This is a genomic window from Massilia sp. IC2-477, assembly GCF_020707265.1.
Lineage (GTDB): Bacteria > Pseudomonadota > Gammaproteobacteria > Burkholderiales > Burkholderiaceae_D > Telluria.
On sequence record NZ_JAJFEQ010000007.1, the window covers coordinates 368,284 to 389,360 of the forward strand.

Consider the following 21,077-nt stretch of genomic DNA (forward strand, 5'->3'; position numbering starts at 1 on the left):
GGAAGCCGGGCGCCTGCCCGTTTCGCGTTCCCCATGCCGCTAGTGATAGCGGCATTTTTTTTGGCGGTGCGCCAACGCTATGTCAGGCAGCAATGAAAAAAAGCCCGTGTCCCCCCAAGGGAACACGGGCTTTTTCGAATTCTGGTGCCGCTGACCGGAATCGAACTGGTGACCTTCGCATTACGAATGCGCTGCTCTACCGACTGAGCTACAGCGGCTCTACGCGGGACGAACCCGACGAAGAGCCGTATTCTAGCAAACAAGTCCAAGAACTTGCTAGTCCGACTCGGCAATTAAGCCGCACATGAGCAAAAAATCATCACTCGGCGTGGTAGCGGGTGACCAGCTCCACTTCCGACTTCGAACCCAGGAACACCGGCACGCGCTGGTGCAGCTTGGTCGGCTGGATTTCCATGATGCGCTTGCTGCCGTCGGTGGCGGCGCCGCCGGCCTGCTCCACGATCATGGCCATCGGGTTGGCTTCGTACATCAGGCGCAGCTTGCCCGGCGAGGACGGATCGCGCAGGTCAGCCGGGTACATGAAGATGCCGCCGCGGTTCAGGATGCGGTGCACGTCGGCCACCATCGAGGCGATCCAGCGCATGTTGAAGTCCTTGCCGCGCGGGCCGGTGGAACCCGCCAGCATCTCGTCCACATAGCGCTGCACCGGCGGGTGCCAGTGGCGCTTGTTCGACATGTTGATCGCGAATTCCTTGGTGGTTTCCGGGATCTGCATGTCGCTCTGGGTCAGCACCCAGGAACCCATCTCGCGGTCGAGGGTGAAGCACTGCACGCCGTTGCCGGTGGTGAGAACGAGCATGGTCTGCGGGCCGTAGACGGCATAGCCGGCCGCCACCTGCTGGGTGCCCGGCTGCAGGAAGTCCTGCTCGGTCGGTTCGACCATGCCTTCCGGGGCCTTGAGCACAGAGAAGATGGTGCCGATCGAGACGTTGACGTCGATGTTCGATGAGCCGTCGAGCGGGTCGAACATCAGGAGAAATTCGCCCTTCGGATAGCGGCTCGGGATCTTGCGGATGGTCTCCATTTCTTCCGACGCCATCGCCGCCAGGTGGCCGCCCCACTCATTCGCCTCGAGCAGGATCTCGTTCGAGATCACGTCGAGCTTCTTCTGCACTTCGCCCTGGATGTTCTCGGTCTCGGCGCTGCCCAGCACTTCGCCGAGCGCCCCCTTGCTGACCGAGTAGCTGATGCGCTTGCACGCACGCGCCACGACCTCGATCAGGAGGCGCAGCTCGGCGTTGATGGTCTGGTGGAGGCGCTGTTCCTCGACCAGGTACTGCGTAAGACTGACGCGTTTCATGGACTTCCTTTGGTTTGGTTTGGATTCTTTTTTTGTAGGATGGTCGGCTCGGCCGACCGCGCGTTCAACTCTCGCATGAATGGATGCGGCGCGTGTTGTTCACGCACGGTGTGAACGCGCGGTCGGCGAAGCCGACCACCCTACCTTAATTCGCGAGCGCTTTGGTGACGATCTCGCGCACGTCGTTCGACAGCCGCTGCTGCCCCGCCACCTGCTGCAGCGCGGTCTTCATGTGCTGCTGCAGCTGCGGCGTGTAGCGGCGCCAGCGGTCCATGGCGCGCGCCAGGCGCGCCGCGACCTGCGGGTTGAGCGCGTCGAGCAGCACCACGTGCTCGGCCCAGAACAGGTAGCCGCTGCCGTTCGGCGCGTGGAACTCGACGGGGTTGTTCATGCAGTAGTTGGCGATCAGGCTGCGCGCGCGGTTCGGGTTGCGCAGGTTGAAGGCCGGGTGGCGCATCAGTTCGCGGATTTTGGCGATGTCGGTGGTGGGCGCCGAAGCCTGCATCGCGAACCACTTGTCGACCACCAGCGCCTCGTTCTGGAACTCGTCGTAGAAGCGCGCCAGTTCGGCTTCCGCTTCCGGCGCGCGCGCATGGATCAGGGCACTCAATGCCGCGGCGCGGTCGGTCATGTTGTCCGCCTCCTGGCACTGGCGCACGGCGAGAGCGATGGTCTCTTCGTCGGGCGCTGCGTTCAGGTAGGACAGGGTCAGGTTCTTGAGCGCGCGCTTGCCGGCGGATTGCGCGTCCGGGCTGTACGGGCCGGGGGTCTGGTTGGCTTCGTACTGGGCCAGCAGCTCGGTGCGCAGGCGGGCGCCGATGTTGGCGCGCATGAACTGGCGCGCCATGTGCACGGCCAGCGGGTCGACGATGTCGAGCTGCTCGGCGATCATGGTTTCGGTCGGCAGCAGCAGCGCCTGTTCGCGGAAGGCCGGATCGAGCGATTCGTCGACCAGCACGCGCCGCATCGCCTCGATGAAGGTGTCGTCCAGGCTCAGGCGGTTGGAGGCCGGCGCTTCGCCGGTGAGCTTGAGCAGGCGGCCCATCGCCAGGCGCTGGCCGGCTTCCCAACGGTTGACCGGATCGCTGTCGTGGTTGAACAGGTGCAGCAGGTCGCTGTCGCTGTAACCGTGGCGCAGGATCACCGGCGCCGAGAAGTCGCGCAGCACGGACGGCACCGGCTGTTCCTTCACATTGCTGAAGACGAAGGTCTGTTCGTTTTCCCTCAACTCGAGCACGGCGGTGGTGCCCATGTCCTTGCCGTCCACGCTAAGGGCCATGTCGCGGCCTTCGCGGTCGAGCAGGCCGACCGCCACCGGGATGTGGAAGGGCAGCTTTTCAAGCTGGCCCGGGGTCGCCGGGCAGGACTGGAACAGGGTCAGCGCGTAGGTCTGCTCGGCCTCGTTGTAGCGGGTCTCGAAGCGCAGCACCGGGGTGCCGGCCTGGTCGTACCAGCGCTCGAACTGGGTCAGGTCGCGGCCATTGGCGTCGGCCATGGCCAGGCGGAAGTCGTCGCAGGTGACGGCCTGGCCGTCGTGGCGTTCGAAGTACAGGTCCATGCCCTTGCGGAAGCCGTCGACGCCCAGCAGGGTCTGGTACATACGCACCACTTCGGCGCCCTTCTCATACACCGTGACGGTATAAAAATTGTTGATTTCGACAAAGGAGTCGGGGCGCACCGGGTGGGCCATGGGGCCGGCGTCCTCGGGGAACTGGGCCTGGCGCAGCGTGCGCACCTGGTCGATGCGGGTGACCGCACGGCCGGTCTCGGTGCCGATCATGTCGGCGGTGAATTCCTGGTCGCGGAAGACCGTCAGGCCTTCCTTGAGCGACAGCTGGAACCAGTCGCGGCAGGTGACGCGGTTGCCGGTCCAGTTGTGGAAGTACTCGTGCGCCACCACCGCCTCGATGCCCTGGAAGTCGATGTCGGTCGCGACGCGCGGGTTGGCCAGCACGAACTTGGTGTTGAAGATGTTCAGGCCCTTGTTCTCCATCGCGCCCATGTTGAAGTCGCTGGTGGCGACGATCATGAAGCGGTCGAGGTCGAGTTCGAGGCCATAGCGCTCTTCGTCCCAGCGGATGCTGTGCTTGAGCGACTGCATCGCGTAGTCGGTCTTGTCGAGGTTGCCCTCTTCGACCCACACCTGCAGCAGCGCGTCGCGGCCATCGGCCAGGCGGAAAGTCTCTTCCTGGCACACCAGGCGCGCGGCCACCAGCGCGAACAGGTAGGAGGGTTTCTTGAACGGGTCTTCCCATTTGGCGTAGTGGCGGCCGTCGCCCAGCTCGCCCTCTTCCAACAGGTTGCCGTTGGACAGCAGCACCGGGTAGCGCTCCTTGTCGGCGCGCAGCATCACCGTGTACTTCGCCATCACGTCCGGACGGTCCGGGAAATAGGTGATGCGACGGAAGCCTTCGGCCTCGCACTGGGTGAAGAAATTGCCGTTCGAGGTGTACAGGCCGCTCAGGGTGGTGTTCTGGTCCGGGGTGCAGACGGTCTCGATCTCGAGCACGGCTTCCTCGGGCGCATTCGGGATCGTCAGGACATTTCCGCTGATCAAGTAGTCGCCACTCTGCAGCGCGCGGCCATTGACTCGCAAGGCCACCAGTTCGATGTCTTCGCCGTAGAGCTCGATCGTGCGCTGGTGGGCACATTCCTGGTTGCGGCGCACCGTCATGCGGTTAGCTACCACGGTGCGGGCGGGGTCGAGGTCGAAGCCGAGTTCCACGGTATCCACCAGGTAAGTCGGCGGGGTGTAGTCACTCCGGTAAATCGTCTGGGGCGTATCGGTGCGCATAGGAAGTCCGCAAAGAGACAATGGGGAAGTGCTTATTTTACCAACAAGATTTTTTGGTGCCGCTCCGTTTCCGTATGTATCAGAGTGTGCGAGGGGTAACCGGGTGTAAATTAATTTCGAAAGTTTCTGAACAGAAGGTAATCTAGAGTCTAGGAAAAGTCCGTATATACAAGGGAGAAAGCATGAAACGCCTGATGATCGCCGCCGGAGCGGCGTTCGCGATGCTGCTGACGGGGTGCGCCACGACCATCCGCAGCGATGTCACCACCTTCCACCAGTGGCCGGCCCAGATCGAAGACAAGAGCTATGTGTTCGAAGCGCCGCCGGCGCAGGACGACACGCTGGAATACCGCGCCTACCAGGACCTGGTGCGCGGCCAGCTGGCGCGCCTGGGCTTCCGTGACGCGGCGGGCGGCAAGCCTGCCCTGAGCATCTCGATGCGCTTCACCACCACCGACGTGCCGGTGCGCGTGGTCGAGCCGATCTCGCCCTTCTACCATCCGTTCTACCAGCCAATGCCGCGCTTTGGCTACCGCGGCTTCCACCGCCGCTACTGGGGCGGCTGGTACAGCCCGTTCTACGATCCGTTCTGGAGCCCGGCCTACCAGGTCTCGGTCGAGCACCAGTACCGCCGCGAGCTGCAGGTCGGAATCAAGTCGGCCGTCGACAACAAGCGCCTGTTCGACGTGACGGTGCACAACACCAGCCGCCAGCTGTCGACCCCGGCGCTGATGCCGGCCCTGGTGCAGAGCGCCTTCGAAGGCTTCCCGGGGCCGTCGGGCGTGGCGCGCAGGGTGGAGCTGAAGCAGCAGAACGGCTGATGTAAGTCGAAAAAAAAAGAATGGGGCCGCAAGGCCCCATTTTTCATGAGTTCATGAGTAATAGGCTTCGGAAGCGAATGTAAGCAGCGCCATCAGCAATACCGACAGCGCCAGCACAATCAGCAGGCGCCCGAACTTCGGCGCGCCGTTGTCGTCCTGTGGCGCCCTCATGGCAGCAGCACCGTGGAGCCGGTGGTGCGGCGGCCTTCGAGCGCGCGGTGCGCCTCGGCGGCATCAGGCAGCTTGAAGCGCTGGTTGACTTCGATCTTCACCTTGCCGCTCTCCACCATCTCGAACAGGTCCGCCGCCATGGCTTCCAGCTTTTCGCGATCGGACGCATAGGCGAACAGGGTCGGGCGCGTGATGTACAGCGAGCCGCGCGAAGCCAGCTCACTGAGTGCAAAGGGCGGCACTGCGCCGGAGGCATTGCCGAAGCTGACCATCAGGCCGCGCGGCTGCAGGCAGTCGAGCGAGCGGATGAAGGTGTCCTTGCCGACCGAGTCGTACACCACCGGCACTTTCGCGCCATTCGTGATCTCGAGCACGCGCTGCACCACATCCTCGGTGTTGTAGTTGATGACGTGCGCGGCGCCGTGGGCGCGTGCCAGCGCCGCCTTTTCTTCGGAACCGACGGTGCCGATCAGGTTCACGCCCATGGCCTTGGCCCACTGGCAGGCGATCAGCCCGACGCCGCCGGCCGCCGCATGGAACAGGATGGTCTGGCCCGGCTGCAGCGCATAGGTCTGGCGGAACAGGTACTGCACCGTCAGCCCCTGCAGCATCATGGCGGCGCCCGTCTCGAAGGAGATCGATTCCGGCAGGCGCACCAGGTTATTCGCCGGCATCACGCGCACTTCGCTATAAGCGCCCGCCGGACCGCCGGCGTAGACGACGCGGTCGCCCGGCTGGACGTGGGTCACGCCCTCGCCCACCGCTTCCACCACGCCGGCGCCTTCCTGGCCCAGGCCTGAGGGCAGCGCCATCTTGTACAGGCCGCTGCGGTAATAGGTGTCGATGTAGTTCAGGCCGATCGCGTGGTGGCTCACGCGGGCTTCGCCCGGGCCGGGATCGCCGACCTCGACGTCCACGTACTCGAGTACTTCGGGGCCGCCCAGCGCGGCGATGCGGATGGCTTTTACCATGGTTTGGATTCCTTCAGGATTGCGCCTGCATCAACTGCGACAGCACCAGGCGCGCGGTCGAGACATTGGTCGCGCAGGCGACGTTGTGCACGTCGCAGGCGCGCACCAGGGCGTTGATGTCGGGTTCGTGCGGCTGCGGTGTCATCGGGTCGCGCAGGAAGATCACGCAGTCGATCCCGCCCTCGACCAGCTGGGCGCCGATCTGCAGGTCGCCGCCCACCGGCCCCGAATGCTTTCGCTCGACGGCGAGTCCCAGCTCGTTGGCCAGGCGCCCGCCGGTCGTGCCGGTGGCGGACAGGGTGCAGCCCTTGAGGAAGTCCCGGTACTCGCCGGCGAGGGCGATCATGTCGTCTTTCTTTTTGTCGTGCGCGATGAGCGCAATCCTTGGCTTGGTCATTGGCGTCATTTTTTCAGCGAGAGCACATAGATCCCCACCAGTACCAGGCTTGTTCCAGCCAGCTGCACGCCGGTCACCGGTTCGCCCAGGATCAGCGCACCGAGGAACAGCGTCGACACCGGGCCGATCATCCCGGCCTGCGAGGCGGTCGCGGCGCCGATGCGCTGGACTGCGGCCATGGTCATGAACACGGGGAAGATCGTACAGAATACCCCATTCACCAGCGAGAGCCAGTAAACCCCGGCCGGCTGCACCAGCATGCTCGCGGGGCGCAGCAGGAAGAACTGGCCGATGCAGGCCGCGCTCGACACGCACATGGCGTAGGCCACCAGGCGCAGCGAGCCGATGCGGCGCACCATCTCGCCGGTGCCGAGCAGGTAGACGGCGTAGGAGATGGCCGAACCCAGCACCAGCAGCGAGCCGAGGATGGTGCTGCCCGAACCGCCGGCGAGGTCATGCACGAACACCAGCACGATGCCGGCATAGGCCAGGCCAAGCGCCGCCCATTCGGCCACGCCAATGCGGCGTTTGAAGATGAGCATGTTGGCGAGCAGGACGAAGGTCGGGGTCAGGAACAGGATCAGGCGTTCGAGCCCGACCGAAATGTGCTGCAGCCCGAGGAAGTCGAGGTAGCTCGACAGGTAGTAGCCGAGCAGGCCCAGCACGACGATGCGCCAGCGGTCCCCGTTCGACAGTGGCGGCTGGGTCCGCATTTTCCAGATCGCCACCGCCGCGAACACCGGAAGCGAGAACAGCATCCTGAACGCGATCAAAGTAACGGCATCGATGTGGTAGCGATACAGCAGTTTGGCGACGACGGCCTTCGTGGAAAACAGGACGGCGCCGGCGACGGCAATGGCCAGGCCGGCGACGAGGGCTGCACGTGGTAAGGGAGCAGCAGGATGGGCGGGAGTGCTTTGGTTCATCCAACGATTGTACGAGTGTTCAGCCGGCTTCGCTGGAGGGGGACTGAGCAGCGGCCCAGAACGCGGCCGCCGCCGTACGGTCGAACAACGCACGTCCACAAGCATACCGAGGAGAGACCCAATGCCGAACCCGTCAAGTCATCGCCACAGGCGGCCCCGTGCGGCCGCAAGAAGCGTGCACGTCCCGCCCCGGCCCGGGCATCACGGGAGTCTCCGATGAGCCTGTCCGGCATCGATGAACGTCCCTCCCGGCCGCTCGCGCTGGGCCTGGCCTGGCTGGTCCTGCTCGCCTGCGCCTGCTGGGCCTGGATCGCCTTCCAGGGGGCGGCCGCGCTGCGCGCCACGGCGGGCCGCGCATCCCTCCCGCCTCTGCCGGCGCCGCTGCGTGACGCCGAGCTGATGCTGCTGTTCGCAATGTGGACCGGGCTGTGCGTGGCGCTGATGCTGCCTGCTGCCGCCGGCGGCGTGTTCGTCTACCTGCGCGTGGCGCGCCGCCGCGCCGCGGTGCGCTGGCCGCGCCTCAGCACCGGCGTGTTCGCGCTTGGCTGCCTGCTGGCCTGGACCGGCTTCGCGGCGCTGGTGACCCTGCTGCACTGGGCGCTGCACGACGCTGGTTTGCTCGACAGCGCTTTCTCGGCGCGCCACCCGGCCCTGGGCCTGGGCCTGGTCGCCGCCGGCGCCTGGCAGTGGACCCCTGCCAAGCACGCCTGCCTGCAGCATTGCCGCGCGCCGCTGTCGGGGGTGCTGGTCGACTGGCGCGCAGGTAGCACGGGCGCCCTGTGGCAGGGTGCGGAGCATGGCCGGACCTGCCTCGGCTGCTGCTGGCTGCTGGTGCTGCTGTTACTGGGCGCGGGACCGGGCAACCCGGTGGTGGTCGCCGCGGTGGCGCTGCTGGCGCTGCTCGAATTGCGGCTCGAGGAAGGCTCGGTGGCGGCCTGCGTGGCCGGCGCGATCATGGTGGCCTGGGGCACCTTTTTGTTGTTTCCGTGACATGTTATTGAGCATGCCTGGAGAATTTGCGGGAGGGGGCTATGTTAAAATGTCGCCCACTCTTGCATACCAACTGGGGAATTCTCGACATGGCTGGACACAGCAAATGGGCCAACATCAAGCATAAGAAAGCCGCCACCGACGCCAAGCGCGGCAAGATCTGGACGCGCCTGATCAAGGAGATCACCGTGGCCGCACGCATGGGCGGCAGCGACGTCAACTCGAACCCGCGCCTGCGCCTGGCGGTCGAGAAGGCAGCCGACGCGAACATGCCGAAGGATAACGTCACCCGTGCGATCCAGCGCGGCGCCGGCGAGCTGGAAGGCGTCAACTACGAAGAAATCCGCTACGAAGGCTACGGCATCGGCGGCGCGGCAATCATCGTCGACTGCCTGACCGACAACCGCGTGCGTACCGTGGCCGAAGTGCGCCACGCCTTCAACAAGTACGGCGGCAACATGGGCACCGAGGGTTCGGTCGCCTTCATGTTCAAGCACGTCGGCCAGTTCCAGTTCGCGCCGGGCGTGGACGAAGACAAGCTGATGGAAGCCGCGCTGGAAGCCGGCGCCGACGACGTGGTGGCCGACGAAGAAGGCGGCTTCGAAGTGCTGTGCGACCCGTTCGCCTATGCCGGCGTGAAGGAAGCGCTGGAAAAGGCCGGCTTCAAGGCCGAAGTGTCGGAAGTCATCATGAAGCCGGACAATGAGACTGTGCTGACCGGCGAAGACGCCGTCAAGATGCAGAAGATCCTCGACGCGCTGGAGAACCTGGACGACGTCCAGGACGTCTACACCAACGCGATCATCGAAGAGTAAAACCTATGAAAATCCTCGTCGTCGGCTCCGGTGGCCGTGAACATGCCCTGTCCTGGAAACTGGCCCAGTCCGAACGTATCCAGACCGTCTTCGTCGCACCGGGCAACGGCGGCACCGCGCTCGACGCGCGCCTGGTGAACGTCGAGATCACGGACCCGGCCGCGCTGGCCGACTTCGTGGTGGCGGAGAACGTGGCCCTGACCCTGGTGGGTCCGGAAGCGCCGCTGGCCGCCGGCATCGTCAACCTGTTCCGCGCGCGCGGCCTGAAGATCTTCGGGCCGACCAGGGAGGCGGCGCAGCTGGAAAGCTCGAAGGACTTCGCCAAGGCCTTCATGCAACGCCACGGCATCCCGACCGCGAAGTACCAGAGCTTCTCGGATGCGGCCCAGGCCCACGCCTACGTGGACGCCAACGGCGCCCCGATCGTCATCAAGGCCGACGGCCTGGCGGCCGGCAAGGGCGTGGTGGTGGCGATGACCCTGGATGAGGCCCACGCGGCCGTCGACCACATGCTGTCGGATAATGCCTTCGGCGACGCCGGCGCGCGCATCGTGATCGAGGAATTCCTGGCGGGCGAAGAAGCCAGCTTCATCGTCATGTGCGACGGCAAGAACGTGCTGCCGCTGGCGACCAGCCAGGACCACAAGCGCCTGAAGGACCACGACGAAGGCCCGAACACCGGCGGCATGGGCGCCTACTCCCCTGCCCCGATCGTGACCCCGTCGATGCATGCGCGCGTGATGCGCGAGATCATCAACCCGACCATCCAGGGCATGGCCAAGGACGGCATCGTCTTTACCGGCTTCCTGTACGCCGGCCTGATGATCGACAGCGAAGGCAACCCGCGCACGCTGGAATTCAACTGCCGCATGGGCGACCCGGAAACCCAGCCGATCATGGCGCGCCTGAAGAGCGACTTCGTGACCGTCCTGGAGCACGCCTGCAACGGCACGCTCGACACCGTCGAGCTGGAATGGGACCGCCGCACCGCGGTGGGCGTCGTCATGGCAGCCGCCGGCTACCCGGACAGCCCGCGCAAGGGCGACGTCATCGACGGCATTCCCGCCGAAACGCCGGAATGCGTCACCTTCCACGCCGGCACCCAGCTGGTGTCCGGTTCGCTGCAGACCAACGGCGGCCGCGTGCTGTGCGTCGTGGGGCTGGGCGACAGCGTCAAGATGGCGCAGAAGCAGGCGTATGAGACGGTGGAGAAGGTGCACTTCAATGGGGCGCAGTATCGTCGGGATATTGGGTGGCGTGGGGTGAAGTAAGCGCTTCGTGTCTGCATACAAGATTGGATCCCGGCCTGCGCCGGGATGACGGTTTTACGGTTAGCGGTGCAAACAGCACTGGCCTAGACTCACTCGAATACTGAAACAACGTCGTTCCGGCGAAGGCCGGAACCCAAGTTCGCCGCGTACCACTAGCTCCCCCCTCACCACAAGAATAAGTACACCCCAACGCCCAGGTGTACAATCTGCCCATTTTTCGCCCACACCCACGCAAACGCATGACCACCCCCAACCCTTCCGCCATCAAGACCTGGCTGCTCGAACTCCAGTCCCGCATCGTCGGCGCGCTGGAAGCCGTTGACGGCAAACCCTTCCTGGTCGATACCTGGGAGCGGCCGGAAGGTGGCGGCGGGATCTCGCGCCTGATCGAGGAAGGCAATGTGTTCGAGCGCGGCGGGGTGAACTTCTCGCACGTGACCGGCGCCAGCCTGCCGCCCTCGGCCATGGCCGCGCGGCCGGAACTGGCGGGCCGGGCCTGGGAAGCGATGGGCGTGTCGCTGGTGCTGCACCCGCGTAACCCCTACGTGCCGACCGTGCACATGAACGTGCGCTTCTTCGAAGCCACGGCCGAAGGAAAAGACCCGGTCTGGTGGTTCGGCGGCGGCATGGACCTGACGCCCTACTACGGCAACATCGAGGATGCGCGCCACTTCCACCAGGTCTGCCACGACGCCCTGGCGCCCTATGGCGAGGACCTGCACCCGCGCTTCAAGAAGTGGTGCGACGAGTACTTCTACCTGAAGCACCGCAAGGAACCCCGCGGCGTGGGCGGCATCTTCTTCGATGACTTCAACGAAACCGGCTTCGACGATTCCTTCGCGATGGTCCAGAAGGTCGGCGACGGCTTCCTGGCTGCCTACCTGCCGATCCTGCAGGCGCGCAAGGACACGCCCTACGGCGAACGCGAGCGCGACTTCCAGGCCTACCGGCGCGGACGCTACGTCGAATTCAACCTCGTGTGGGACCGCGGCACCCTGTTCGGCCTGCAGTCGGGCGGCCGCACCGAAGCGATCCTGATGTCGATGCCGCCGATCGTGAAATGGCGCTACGACTGGCATCCGGAACCGGGCAGTCCTGAAGCCGCCCTGTACACGGACTTCCTCGTCCACCGGGACTGGTTGGCATCGTGATTCCCTGCATTGCCCTGCTGGGTGGCAGCTTCGACCCGGTGCACCACGGCCACGTCGCGCTGGCCGCGCTGTTTGCCGACCTGCTGCATCCGGACCAGTTGCGCATCCTGCCGGCCCGTCCGTGGCAGAAGAGCAGCCTGCAAGCGAGCGACCAGCAGCGCGTGGCGATGCTGGAGCTGGCGTTCAGGGAACAGCCGTTCGCCGTCACGATCGACTCGCAGGAGATCGAACGCGCCAGCCCCACCTACACGGTCGAGACCCTGCGCGCGCTGCGCCAGCAACTCGGCGATGAGGCCTCGATCGTCTTCGTGATGGGCGCCGACCAGTTGCAAAAGCTCGACAGCTGGCGCGATTGGGAAGAACTGTTCATGCTCGCCAACCTGGGCGTGGCGGCCCGTCCTGGCTATGCGCTGGACCAGGACCGGTTGCCGCCCGCGGTGGCCAACGAACTCGCGGGCCGGCTGGCGACGCCTGCGCAGGTGCGCGCCTCGCCGCTCGGCAAGGTATGCCTGGCCCATACGCTGGCGGTAGATATTTCCGCCACTCAAGTACGGAACGCCTTGCGCACAGGGGAAGACACAAGCGCGCTGCTTCCCCCGCAAGTGCTAGACTATATTCAACAACACAACTTATACAGAAGCTAATGGATATCAAGAAACTGCAAACCGTCGTCGTTGACGCCCTCGAAGACGTCAAGGGCCAGGAGATCGTCCTGTTCGACACGACGCACCTGACCAGCCTGTTCGACCGCATCGCGGTCGTCTCGGGCACCTCGAACCGCCAGACCAAGGCGCTGGCCGCCTCGGTGCGCGACAAGGTCAAGGAAGCAGGCGGCGACGTGGTCGGCATGGAAGGCGAAGACACCGGCGAATGGGTGCTGGTCGACCTGGGCGACATGATCGTCCACATCATGCAGCCGGCCATCCGCCAGTACTACCGCCTGGAAGAAATCTGGGGCGAGAAGCCGGTCAAGCTGGGCGCGGCCAAGCGCAAGTCGACGCCGGAAGCGGCGGAAGCGGCCGAATCGAAGACCAAGTCGAAGCACCTGGCCGCCAACAAGGACGAGCCGGAAGCCAAGCCGGTTAACGAGCGCAAGCCTGCCGCGCGCAAGGCCGCCGCCACCAAGACCACCGCCGCCGCCAAGAAGCCAGCCGCCAAGAAGGTCCCGACCGGCAAGACCGTGAAGGTCGCACCGAGCAAGAGCGAGGTCGCCGCCGTCGAGGCCACCAAGGCCAAGCCGCCGAAGCGCACTCCGAAGGCCGCTGCCCCGGTGGACGCCGAGCCGGTGAAAAAGGTGATCCGCCGCGTCAAGAAGGCCGCAGAGTAATCCGCCGCTTTCGACGCTCATGCAACTGATCATTGCCGCAGTCGGGCACAAGATGCCGGCCTGGATCGAATCCGGGTTCGGCGAGTACACGAAGCGCATGCCGCCCGAGCTGCGCATCGTGCTCAAGGAAATCAAGCCGGTCGAACGTTCCGGCAGCAAGACCGCCGCCACCGCGATGGCGCTCGAGCGCGAGCGCATCGAAGCGGTGCTGCCGAAAGGCGTGCGCATCATCGCACTGGACGAGCGCGGCAAGGACCTGACGAGCGTGGGCCTGTCGCAGATGCTGGAGCAATGGCAGCAGGACGGGCGCGACACCGCCTTCCTGATCGGCGGCGCCGACGGACTCGATCCCGAACTGAAGGCACGCGCCGAAGGCATGATCCGCATCTCCAGCATGACGCTGCCGCACGGTATCGTGCGCGTGATGCTGGCGGAACAGCTGTACCGTGCCTGGTCGATCACCCAGAACCATCCGTACCACCGCGTCTGACCCATCGCGCCCACCATGAAACTCACCGACAAGAAAATCTACCTCGCCTCGAAAAGCCCACGCAGGCGCGAACTGCTGCGCCAGGTCGGCGTGGAATTCGAACTGCTGATGCTGCGCAGCGACCCGACACGCGGCGCCGACGTCAGCGAAGACGTGCTGACGGGCGAAGACCCGCGTGACTACGTGGCCAGGGTCGCGAAGGAGAAAGGCGCATTCGCCTGGAACCTGCTGCAGGTGCGCCGCCAGCCGCTGCGCCCGGTCCTGACCGCCGACACCACCGTCACCATCGACGGCGAAATCCTCGGCAAGCCGACCGACAATGCCGAGGCGGTCGCCATGCTGGAGCGCCTGTCCGGACGCACGCACGAGGTGCTGACCTCGGTGGCGGTGCATTCGGAACGCATCGCCGAACAGATCACCCAGGTGTCGACGGTGCGCTTCGCCAAGCTGACCCCGGCCCAGATCCGCGCCTACTGCACCACGACGGAGCCCTACGACAAGGCCGGCGGCTACGGCATCCAGGGCCTGGCGGCGCTGTTCGTCGAGCACATCGAGGGCAGCCATTCGGGGATCATGGGGCTGCCGCTGTTCGAGACCGCGACTCTCCTCCGTAAAGCTGGGTATAACGTGTAGGGTGGGCGGATTCCGCCCACGCGGTGATTGTCGGGGGCCGCGGTTTCGTGCCGGATGATCTCGCAGCGAACGATCACCGCGTGGGCGGACAAGCCGCCACCCTACGGAAACCGGCTTTCCACCATCCCCGGATCCATCCGCCCGTGTATCATGGCACCCTGAACAATATCGCACGGTTGCCATGAACGAAGACATCCTCATCAACATCACCCCGCAGGAAACGCGCGTGGCGCTGATCCTGCAGGGCGCTGTGCAGGAACTGCACATCGAGCGCACCCTCACGCGCGGGTTGGCGGGGAACGTCTATCTCGGCAAGGTCGTGCGCGTCCTGCCGGGCATGCAATCGGCCTTCATCGACATCGGCCTGGAGCGCGCGGCCTTCCTGCACGTGGCCGATATCTGGGAAGCGCGCAACCACGAAGGCCCGAACGGCGCCCTGGCCGCCCCCACCCCCATCGAAAAGCTGCTGTTCGACGGCCAGGTGCTGACCGTGCAGGTGATCAAGGACCCGATCGGCACCAAGGGCGCGCGCCTGTCGACCCAGATCTCGATCGCCGGCCGCATGCTGGTCTACCTGCCCCAGGACCAGCACATCGGCATCTCGCAGAAGATCGAGAAGGAAGCCGACCGCGAACACCTGCGCACCCGCCTGACGAACCTGCTGCCGAAGGAAGAAAAGGGCGGCTACATCGTGCGCACCCAGGCCGAGGAAGCCTCGGACGCCGACCTGGCCGCCGACGTCGACTACCTGCGCAAGACCTGGGCCGCGATCCAGCAGGGCGCGCGTACCCGCCCGCCCACTTCCCTGCTCTACCAGGACCTGAACCTGGCCCAGCGCGTGCTGCGCGACTTCGTCACCGACGAGACCGCGACCATCCAGGTCGACTCGCGCGAGAACTACAATATGCTGGTCGAGTTCGCGCAGGTCTACACCCCGAGCGTGCTGTCGCGCCTGACCCACTACACCGGCGAGCGCCCGCTGTTCGACCTGTACGGCGTCGAGGAAGAGATCCTGCGCGCGCTGGGCCGGCGCGTGGACCTGAAGAGCGGCGGCTACCTGATCGTCGACCAGACCGAGGCGATGACGACCATCGACGTCAACACCGGCGGCTACGTCGGCGGACGCAACTTCGCCGACACCATCTTCAAGACCAACCTGGAAGCCGCGCACGCGATCGCGCGCCAGCTGCGCCTGCGCAACCTGGGCGGCATCATCATCCTCGACTTCATCGACATGGAGAACAACGAGCACCGCAACGCCGTGCTTGCGGAACTCAAGAAGACCCTGGCGCGCGACCGCACCAAGGTCTCGGTGAGCGGCTTCTCGGCCCTCGGCCTGGTCGAGATGACCCGCAAGCGCACGCGCGAATCGCTGGCCCACATCTTGTGCGAGCCCTGCCCCGCCTGCAGCGGCAAGGGACAAGTCAAAACCTCGCGCACGATCTGCTACGAGATCCTGCGCGAACTGCTGCGCGAAGCCAAGCAGTTCAACCCGCGCGAATTCCGCATCGTCGCGTCGCAGGAAGTCATCGACCTGTTCCTGGAAGAAGAATCGCAGCACCTGGCCATGCTGGGCGACTTCATCGGCAAGCGGATTTCGCTGCAGGTGGAGAAGGGTTACCACCAGGAACAGTACGACGTGATTCTCATGTAAGCGTGAATCGGTAAGTTGTATCCAGTTCTGGTTTGACTGCACCGTACTGTTATGGATCATCTAGACGCTCTCCGGTTCTTCCTCGACGTGTCCGAAAAGGGTAGCTTTTCCGCCGTGGCGCGGCAAAGGCAGGTTGCTACGTCGACAGTAACCCTGGCAGTCAACCAGCTCGAGCAGGTGTTCGGAGCTCGTCTCGTAACGCGATCCACACGACGGCTCGCGTTTACGCATGAGGGTGAGATGCTGCTGGTGGAGGCGAAGCGGATCCTGACGGATTGGGACACCGCCTTGCAAAGCATCCGCCAGGATGATGAACTGACGGGCCCGATAGGCGTCACCGCAACGAATGACTTCGGACGCTCCCAATTGCGTGCCATCCTTGACGCATTCCAGGACAAGCATCCCAAAGTTCACATCAGTCTGTTCTTGAGCGATAACACCGTGAATCTCATTGATGGGCAGATCGATCTCGCCCTGCGATATGGGCCATTGGAGGATTCCAGCCTGCAGGCGCGCATGCTATGGCGCGGAAAGCGCGTCGTCTGTGCGGCGCCCAGCTATTGGAAGCGCCACGGACGTCCTGATCATCCGAATGATCTGCTGCAGCATAATTGCATGATCCTCGCCCGGCCTGGTGCTCCGCTGTCGACCTGGGGATTCCGTGACAGCGACCGGCACTTCGCGATAAAAGTGCGGGGTGATCGACAGGCAAGCGATGGTGCCGTGCTACGTGAATGGGCGACCCAGGGAGCTGGTGTCATTTTCAAGAATCAGCAAGACATTCAGGAAGAGTTGGCAAGCGGCGCGCTCGAGGGGGTGCTGGGCGAGTTCTCTGCAGGGCCCGTCGACCTGTATGCCGTCTACTCCGGCCCCCCACAAAGCCGACGTGTTGCTGCGCTCGTTCAGTTCTTGTCGGATGTTCTCGCGGACAAACGAAAGCCTGGCCAGTAACTGTTTGCGTTGCCGCACATTCTCGAGGTCCGAGCAGGAAAACTGCCCCGCACGTCCTCGAGTATGCGGGGTAGCGTTTATTCAGATCAGTTCCAGCACCTCGGGAAGAGGACGGCGCGGCTTGCGTGGCCAATTGCCCGGAAGTGCATAACCGACCGCCAGCAACATCACCGGGATCTCATTCTCACCGAGTCCGAATTCCCGTGCCACGGCGGGCGCATCGAAACCGATCATGGGTGCGGAGCCAAGACCGGCCGCCTGTGCCGCGTGGATCAGCGTAGTCGCGCCAAAAGTCGCGCTGCGAACCGCCTCGTCGCGCTGGACTTGCGGCTTGCCGTCGTAGAGCATTTTAGCGGCGCCTTCCCAGCCTGGCACCATGTTGGCCGGCATGATGCCCGCCTCGACAACGGGAGCCAGGCGTGCAGGAATCGTGCGGTGATCGGCCAGTTGCCCGACGACGATGAAGGTCACCGCGGCTTCGGTGATCTTCGCCTGATCCCAGCCGATCGCACGCAGCCTGGCTTTCGCTTCGTGAGTCCGCACGGCGATGAATCGCCAGTTTTGCAGGTTGAAGGAAGTGGGCGCGGTTGTGGCGAGCTTGATCAGGTCGTGAATCTGCTCGTCGCTGATGCTGCGGGTTGCGTCGAAGAGATTTGTCGTGCTGCGCTGTTCGATGATTGGGGTGGAAAAGGTAGCCATGGTTATCTTTCGGAAGTTGGCGAGTCGTCGCTCGCGGTCGGGTACGCGGAAATCAGGAGAGGCGTGGAAAGGGAGACGCTGGTTCTAGAGAATGTTCTCCACCACCCCGCCATCGACCCTGAGTGCGCTGCCGGTAGTGGCCGAGGCATGCGCCGAACTAATGTAGAGAATCATGTTCGCAACTTCGTCGACGGTCGCCGGCCTGCGGATGATGGAGGAGCTGCGATGATTGGCGATGAAGTTGGCCGCGACATCATCGATACTCGTGCCGGTCTTTTCAGCGTCCGGCCTGAGGAGATCAGCGACGCCCTCCGACAGGGTCGGCCCCGGCAAGACCGCGTTGACCGTCACGCCGGTTCCCGCCAGACGCTTGGCGAGCCCGCGCGACACGGCCAGTTGCGCTGTCTTGGTGAAGCCATAATGGATCATGTCGGCGGGAATATTAATGGCCGATTCAGATGAGATGAAAACGATCCGGCCCCACCCTTGCGAAACCATCTTCTGAGCGTAATGTCGTGCCAAGCGCACACCGGACATGACATTTGTCTGGAAATAATGATTCCATTCCGCGTCATCCGTTTCAAAGAAATCATTGAGACCATATATTCCGACATTGTTGACGACAATATCGAAATGCGGATGCGCCTCGAATAGTGCGGATACATCGGATTCGACAGACATGTCTCCTGCAAAGCCACTAGCTTTTGCTCGAAGCCCTTGCAGCCGTTCGAGCGCCGATGCGACGCTAGCCTGGCTCCTGCCATTGATGACCACTTCCGCTCCAGCAGCCAGGAAACCTCGGGCGGCAGCAAAGCCAATGCCGCTGGTGGAGCCGGTCACCAGTACTTTTCGGTTGATGAATTCGATTTCCATTTTCCTTGTCCTCGATATTAATTGCTTCGTTTCGCGTTTCATTGCCTGATTGGCGTCGAATTACGAGGTTTCAATTCTATGCAGAGCCGCTGCGCTTGATAATCCAGCCCGCTTGAAAATCATTTTTTGAGCTTGTCGAAAGATGGGCCAGCTTGGACTGAGGATCTGCATGACGCCCTGCCCATCCTCGTGCGTTTCAGCAATGGCACTAGGCTGCGCGAGTATTACGATGTCACCCCGGTGTAACAATCGGGCGGCTGTCCGGCAGGGCCCGCGTATGATGGGCTCAACAGACATTTGCCAGGACATCCGATGGAAACCGAACTCAAACTGAAGCTCGCGACCGCCGACGTGGCGCGCATGCGCGAGCATCCCCTGCTCGCCGAACTGTCGACCGCAGCGCCGCGCGAGCACGAACTTCTCGACACCTATTACGACACCCCGGAACTTGACCTATGGCGCGGCGGCCTGACGCTACGCGTGCGGCGCGACGGCGAAGCCTGGATCCAGACCGTCAAGACGGCATCCGCCGGCTCGCCCGTGTTGCACGAGCGCGGCGAATGGGAATCGCCGCTGGAGGGCCCGCAGCCCGATCCGGCCGACCTGTCGCGCCAAATCAAACCGCAGCGCCTGCGCGAGCTCCTGCGTTCGCCCGCGATCGTCGGCCAGCTGCAGCCGGTATTCACCAACACCACCCACCGCACCACCTGGGACATCGCCCTGCCTGGCGGCCAGTTGGTCGAGTGCGCGCTCGACAGCGGCAGCATCGATGCCAGCGGCAATGGCCGCAATGCCGAGATCGGCGAACTGGAACTGGAACTCAAGCACGGTAATCCCACCCGGCTGTTCGAGCTGGCGCTGGCCCTGCACGAAGACATTCCGCTGGAAGTGGCCAACGATTCCAAGGCCGCGCGCGGCTACGCCCTGCTGCAGGACGAAGTCCCGGCCCCGGTCAAGGCCACGCCGGTACGCCTGGGGCGCAAGATGCGCATGGAGGAAGCGCTGCAATGCATCGGGCTGAACTGCATGGCGCAGATCGAATCCAACGTGCCCGGTGTGCTGGCGCGCAGCGTGGAGAGCCTGCACCAGATGCGGGTCGGCCTGCGCCGCCTGCGCGCCCTGCTCGACATGTTCCGCGACCTGACGCCCCTGCCGCCCGAGCTCCAGGAAGAGCTCGACTGGCTGTCCGGCGAACTGGGCGCGACGCGCGACTGGGATGTGCTGGCCGACAGCACCCTGCCCGCGGTCAAGGGCATCCACACCGAAGCGCTGCAGGCTGCGGCCAGGGAGCACGCCCGCAACCTGCACCGCAATATGCTGCCGACCCTGCATTCGCCGCGCTACACCCACCTCATGCTGCGCATGAACGGCTGGCTGCGCGGCCGCCAGTGGCGCCCGGCGTCCGGCCTGGCGAAGGACGACCCGCTGCACCAGCACGCGCTCGACGGCCTGGTGCCGCTCGTGCGCAAGGCGCAGAAGCGCCTGCGCAAGCGCATCGAGGCGCTCGACGAGAACGATGCACCGGCCCGTCACCGGGTGCGCATCGCGGCCAAGAAGGCGCGCTATGCGGCCGAGTTCTTCCGCGACCTACTGCCCGAGAAGGAGGTCAAGGCCTACATCAAGTGCCTGTCCCAGCTGCAGGACCGGCTCGGCCACCTCAACGACCTGGCGGTGGCAGGCAGGCTGCTGCCGGTGCTGGAGAACGGCGGCCACGCCCACGACGGCGGCTATGCGCGCGGCTGGGTGGCCGGCAGCGCGGACGCCGGCGCCCACGGCCTGCGCGAGGCGCTCGGCAAGGTGGCGCGTCTCAGGCTCGCCTGAATTGCGGACGGACGTATGGCGCGCGGCGCCCTACGCCCACCGTGTAGCATGGGGCGATGAATACCACTGCCCCCGTCCGCATCGACATCTGGAGCGATTACGTTTGCCCGTTCTGCTACCTCGAGCTGCCGCCCATCCAGCGCCTGCAGCAGGAGCATGCCGGGCAGGTCGAGGTGGTCTGGCGCGCCTTCGAACTGCGTCCCGACCCCAAGCCGACGCTCGACCCGGATGGCGAATACCTGCACACCACCTGGAACCGCTCGGTGTATCCGATGGCGGCCGAGCGCGGTATGACGCTGAAGCTGCCACCGGTGCAGCCGCGCAGCCGCCTGGCCTTCGAGGCCGTCGCCCACGCGCGCGAACTCGGGCGTTTTGACGCCATGCACGCAGCCCTGTTCCGCGCCTTCTTCGTGGATGGGCGCGACATCGGAAATCCGGACGTGCTGGCCGAAATCGGCGTTGAGATCGGGCTCGAACGGCAGGGCCTGGTCGAAGCACTCGCGAGCGGGCGCCATACCGCGGCCGTGCACGAGGACCAGCAGCTGGCCTATTCACTGGGTGTGGCCGGGGTGCCGATCATGGTGTTCCGCCCGGCAGGCGCCGGCTGGGAACGGGCCTTCGGGGTGCGCGGCGCCGTGCCTTACGAGACGATGGCGTCCGCGCTCAGGCAGGCGCTGGACGAAGCGGCCCGCCAGGCAACCTAGAACGTCTCAGTGCCGGGACTTCAACTCGTCAAAGCTCACTACGTCACCGTTGTCCAAGGTCCATCGCAGGCTCTCCACTGGTACCCCGACGCTTTGGCTTGCGTAGATGAGGGTGCCGATCCCTTTGAAGTGCTCAGTCGGTTTCGATCCGATGACTAGCACGAAGTTCGGATCTTGTTCCAGGGCCAGCTCCAAAGCATTGGCGATCTCATCCTTCCCGACAAGCGTGCGCCCGTCGAACAGAATGGTTTCGTCACCCAGGATCACTGCCGTCAATTGATTGTTCATAGTCTTCGC

Annotated in this window: 21 protein-coding genes, 1 tRNA gene and 1 pseudogene; 14 read left to right on the plus strand and 9 right to left on the minus strand. The window is 64.6% G+C overall.

Features of this window, described 5'->3' with window-relative positions:
* Positions 1-142: 142 nt before the first annotated feature.
* The 3 genes from LK542_RS16775 to pepN form a co-directional block, all read right to left on the minus strand.
* A tRNA-Thr gene (locus tag LK542_RS16775) sits at positions 143-218 on the minus strand.
* Between the two features lie 101 nt (positions 219-319).
* Entirely contained in the window at positions 320-1,321 is a 1,002-nt protein-coding gene (locus LK542_RS16780) for a class 1 fructose-bisphosphatase (protein ID WP_227799601.1), read from the minus strand.
* Between the two features lie 145 nt (positions 1,322-1,466).
* The gene (gene pepN, locus LK542_RS16785) at positions 1,467-4,115 is read right to left on the minus strand and encodes an aminopeptidase N (protein ID WP_227812763.1); all 2,649 of its coding nucleotides are present in this window, start codon (positions 4,113-4,115) and stop codon (positions 1,467-1,469) included.
* Between the two features lie 182 nt (positions 4,116-4,297).
* On the opposite strand from pepN, the gene LK542_RS16790 reads away from it, so the two are divergent.
* Entirely contained in the window at positions 4,298-4,936 is a 639-nt protein-coding gene (locus tag LK542_RS16790) for a DUF4136 domain-containing protein (protein WP_227812764.1), read from the plus strand.
* A 167-nt stretch (positions 4,937-5,103) separates the two neighbouring features.
* Here the strand turns inward: LK542_RS16790 and LK542_RS16795 are convergent, their stop codons facing one another.
* From LK542_RS16795 to LK542_RS16805, 3 genes are read right to left on the minus strand one after another with little or no spacing between them, the layout of a single operon-like run.
* Positions 5,104-6,078, minus strand: coding sequence for a quinone oxidoreductase (locus tag LK542_RS16795; protein ID WP_227812765.1), 975 nt, complete (start codon positions 6,076-6,078; stop codon positions 5,104-5,106).
* A 13-nt stretch (positions 6,079-6,091) separates the two neighbouring features.
* Positions 6,092-6,484, minus strand: a complete 393-nt coding sequence (locus tag LK542_RS16800; protein WP_374040152.1) for a methylglyoxal synthase — start codon at positions 6,482-6,484, stop codon at positions 6,092-6,094.
* Entirely contained in the window at positions 6,481-7,401 is a 921-nt protein-coding gene (locus LK542_RS16805; protein ID WP_227812767.1) for a DMT family transporter, read from the minus strand. The genes LK542_RS16800 and LK542_RS16805 overlap by 4 nt, the downstream gene beginning before the upstream one ends.
* A 216-nt stretch (positions 7,402-7,617) precedes the next feature.
* Between LK542_RS16805 and LK542_RS16810 the strand changes: the two genes are divergently transcribed.
* The 11 genes and pseudogenes from LK542_RS16810 to LK542_RS16860 all read left to right on the plus strand — a co-directional run bounded on the left by LK542_RS16810 (position 7,618) and on the right by LK542_RS16860 (position 16,683).
* Positions 7,618-8,391: a DUF2182 domain-containing protein gene (locus LK542_RS16810; protein WP_227812768.1), complete on the plus strand. Its 774-nt coding sequence runs from the start codon at positions 7,618-7,620 to the stop codon at positions 8,389-8,391.
* Positions 8,392-8,480: 89 nt separating this feature from the next.
* A complete protein-coding gene (locus LK542_RS16815) occupies positions 8,481-9,206 on the plus strand; it encodes a YebC/PmpR family DNA-binding transcriptional regulator (protein ID WP_227812769.1) in 726 nt (241 codons plus the stop codon).
* Positions 9,207-9,211: 5 nt separating this feature from the next.
* Positions 9,212-10,477: a phosphoribosylamine--glycine ligase gene (purD, locus tag LK542_RS16820; RefSeq protein ID WP_227812770.1), complete on the plus strand. Its 1,266-nt coding sequence runs from the start codon at positions 9,212-9,214 to the stop codon at positions 10,475-10,477.
* 239 nt (positions 10,478-10,716) lie between these two features.
* On the plus strand, positions 10,717-11,628 hold the full coding sequence (gene hemF / locus LK542_RS16825; protein ID WP_227812771.1) for an oxygen-dependent coproporphyrinogen oxidase: 912 nt from the start codon (positions 10,717-10,719) through the stop codon (positions 11,626-11,628).
* The gene (locus tag LK542_RS16830; protein WP_227812772.1) at positions 11,625-12,272 is read left to right on the plus strand and encodes a nicotinate-nucleotide adenylyltransferase; all 648 of its coding nucleotides are present in this window, start codon (positions 11,625-11,627) and stop codon (positions 12,270-12,272) included. Before hemF ends, LK542_RS16830 begins: the two co-directional genes overlap by 4 nt.
* Positions 12,272-12,955, plus strand: a complete 684-nt coding sequence (gene rsfS, locus LK542_RS16835) for a ribosome silencing factor (RefSeq protein ID WP_227812773.1) — start codon at positions 12,272-12,274, stop codon at positions 12,953-12,955. Before LK542_RS16830 ends, rsfS begins: the two co-directional genes overlap by 1 nt.
* Before the next feature lie 19 nt (positions 12,956-12,974).
* Complete coding sequence (gene rlmH / locus LK542_RS16840; protein WP_091872924.1) at positions 12,975-13,445, plus strand: 23S rRNA (pseudouridine(1915)-N(3))-methyltransferase RlmH; 471 nt, start codon at positions 12,975-12,977, stop codon at positions 13,443-13,445.
* A gap of 15 nt (positions 13,446-13,460) precedes the next feature.
* Positions 13,461-14,078, plus strand: coding sequence for a nucleoside triphosphate pyrophosphatase (locus LK542_RS16845; protein WP_227799615.1), 618 nt, complete (start codon positions 13,461-13,463; stop codon positions 14,076-14,078).
* 181 nt (positions 14,079-14,259) lie between these two features.
* Positions 14,260-15,732 carry a ribonuclease G gene (gene rng / locus LK542_RS16850; protein WP_227799616.1) on the plus strand — a complete coding sequence of 491 codons (1,473 nt, stop codon included), beginning with the start codon at positions 14,260-14,262 and terminating at the stop codon, positions 15,730-15,732.
* Positions 15,733-15,783: 51 nt separating this feature from the next.
* Positions 15,784-15,960, plus strand: a pseudogene (locus LK542_RS16855) (LysR family transcriptional regulator); the annotation flags it as partial.
* 12 nt (positions 15,961-15,972) lie between these two features.
* On the plus strand, positions 15,973-16,683 hold the full coding sequence (locus tag LK542_RS16860) for a substrate binding domain-containing protein (RefSeq protein ID WP_227812792.1): 711 nt from the start codon (positions 15,973-15,975) through the stop codon (positions 16,681-16,683).
* An 81-nt stretch (positions 16,684-16,764) separates the two neighbouring features.
* Here the strand turns inward: LK542_RS16860 and LK542_RS16865 are convergent, their stop codons facing one another.
* Both LK542_RS16865 and LK542_RS16870 read right to left on the minus strand, forming a co-directional pair.
* Complete coding sequence (locus tag LK542_RS16865) at positions 16,765-17,382, minus strand: nitroreductase family protein (RefSeq protein WP_227812774.1); 618 nt, start codon at positions 17,380-17,382, stop codon at positions 16,765-16,767.
* Positions 17,383-17,466: 84 nt separating this feature from the next.
* A complete protein-coding gene (locus LK542_RS16870; RefSeq protein ID WP_227812775.1) occupies positions 17,467-18,255 on the minus strand; it encodes an SDR family NAD(P)-dependent oxidoreductase in 789 nt (262 codons plus the stop codon).
* A gap of 312 nt (positions 18,256-18,567) precedes the next feature.
* On the opposite strand from LK542_RS16870, the gene LK542_RS16875 reads away from it, so the two are divergent.
* Together LK542_RS16875 and LK542_RS16880 are read left to right on the plus strand one after the other, a co-directional pair.
* The gene (locus LK542_RS16875) at positions 18,568-20,076 is read left to right on the plus strand and encodes a CYTH and CHAD domain-containing protein (RefSeq protein WP_227812776.1); all 1,509 of its coding nucleotides are present in this window, start codon (positions 18,568-18,570) and stop codon (positions 20,074-20,076) included.
* Between the two features lie 56 nt (positions 20,077-20,132).
* On the plus strand, positions 20,133-20,780 hold the full coding sequence (locus tag LK542_RS16880; RefSeq protein ID WP_227812777.1) for a DsbA family protein: 648 nt from the start codon (positions 20,133-20,135) through the stop codon (positions 20,778-20,780).
* A gap of 6 nt (positions 20,781-20,786) precedes the next feature.
* Here LK542_RS16880 and LK542_RS16885 read toward each other — a convergent pair whose 3' ends face one another.
* On the minus strand, positions 20,787-21,068 hold the full coding sequence (locus LK542_RS16885; RefSeq protein ID WP_227812778.1) for a hypothetical protein: 282 nt from the start codon (positions 21,066-21,068) through the stop codon (positions 20,787-20,789).
* Between the last annotated feature and the right edge of the window lie 9 nt (positions 21,069-21,077).

Coding starts and splice junctions, on each gene's coding strand:
- LK542_RS16780 (WP_227799601.1), bottom strand. CDS start 1,321: ATGAAACGCGTCAGTCTTACGCAGTACCTGGTCGAGGAACAGCGCCTC.
- pepN (WP_227812763.1), bottom strand. CDS start 4,115: ATGCGCACCGATACGCCCCAGACGATTTACCGGAGTGACTACACCCCG.
- LK542_RS16790 (WP_227812764.1), top strand. CDS start 4,298: ATGAAACGCCTGATGATCGCCGCCGGAGCGGCGTTCGCGATGCTGCTG.
- LK542_RS16795 (WP_227812765.1), bottom strand. CDS start 6,078: ATGGTAAAAGCCATCCGCATCGCCGCGCTGGGCGGCCCCGAAGTACTC.
- LK542_RS16800 (WP_374040152.1), bottom strand. CDS start 6,484: ATGACGCCAATGACCAAGCCAAGGATTGCGCTCATCGCGCACGACAAA.
- LK542_RS16805 (WP_227812767.1), bottom strand. CDS start 7,401: ATGAACCAAAGCACTCCCGCCCATCCTGCTGCTCCCTTACCACGTGCA.
- LK542_RS16810 (WP_227812768.1), top strand. CDS start 7,618: ATGAGCCTGTCCGGCATCGATGAACGTCCCTCCCGGCCGCTCGCGCTG.
- LK542_RS16815 (WP_227812769.1), top strand. CDS start 8,481: ATGGCTGGACACAGCAAATGGGCCAACATCAAGCATAAGAAAGCCGCC.
- purD (WP_227812770.1), top strand. CDS start 9,212: ATGAAAATCCTCGTCGTCGGCTCCGGTGGCCGTGAACATGCCCTGTCC.
- hemF (WP_227812771.1), top strand. CDS start 10,717: ATGACCACCCCCAACCCTTCCGCCATCAAGACCTGGCTGCTCGAACTC.
- rsfS (WP_227812773.1), top strand. CDS start 12,272: ATGGATATCAAGAAACTGCAAACCGTCGTCGTTGACGCCCTCGAAGAC.
- rlmH (WP_091872924.1), top strand. CDS start 12,975: ATGCAACTGATCATTGCCGCAGTCGGGCACAAGATGCCGGCCTGGATC.
- LK542_RS16845 (WP_227799615.1), top strand. CDS start 13,461: ATGAAACTCACCGACAAGAAAATCTACCTCGCCTCGAAAAGCCCACGC.
- rng (WP_227799616.1), top strand. CDS start 14,260: ATGAACGAAGACATCCTCATCAACATCACCCCGCAGGAAACGCGCGTG.
- LK542_RS16860 (WP_227812792.1), top strand. CDS start 15,973: ATGCTGCTGGTGGAGGCGAAGCGGATCCTGACGGATTGGGACACCGCC.
- LK542_RS16865 (WP_227812774.1), bottom strand. CDS start 17,382: ATGGCTACCTTTTCCACCCCAATCATCGAACAGCGCAGCACGACAAAT.
- LK542_RS16870 (WP_227812775.1), bottom strand. CDS start 18,255: ATGGAAATCGAATTCATCAACCGAAAAGTACTGGTGACCGGCTCCACC.
- LK542_RS16875 (WP_227812776.1), top strand. CDS start 18,568: ATGGAAACCGAACTCAAACTGAAGCTCGCGACCGCCGACGTGGCGCGC.
- LK542_RS16880 (WP_227812777.1), top strand. CDS start 20,133: ATGAATACCACTGCCCCCGTCCGCATCGACATCTGGAGCGATTACGTT.
- LK542_RS16885 (WP_227812778.1), bottom strand. CDS start 21,068: ATGAACAATCAATTGACGGCAGTGATCCTGGGTGACGAAACCATTCTG.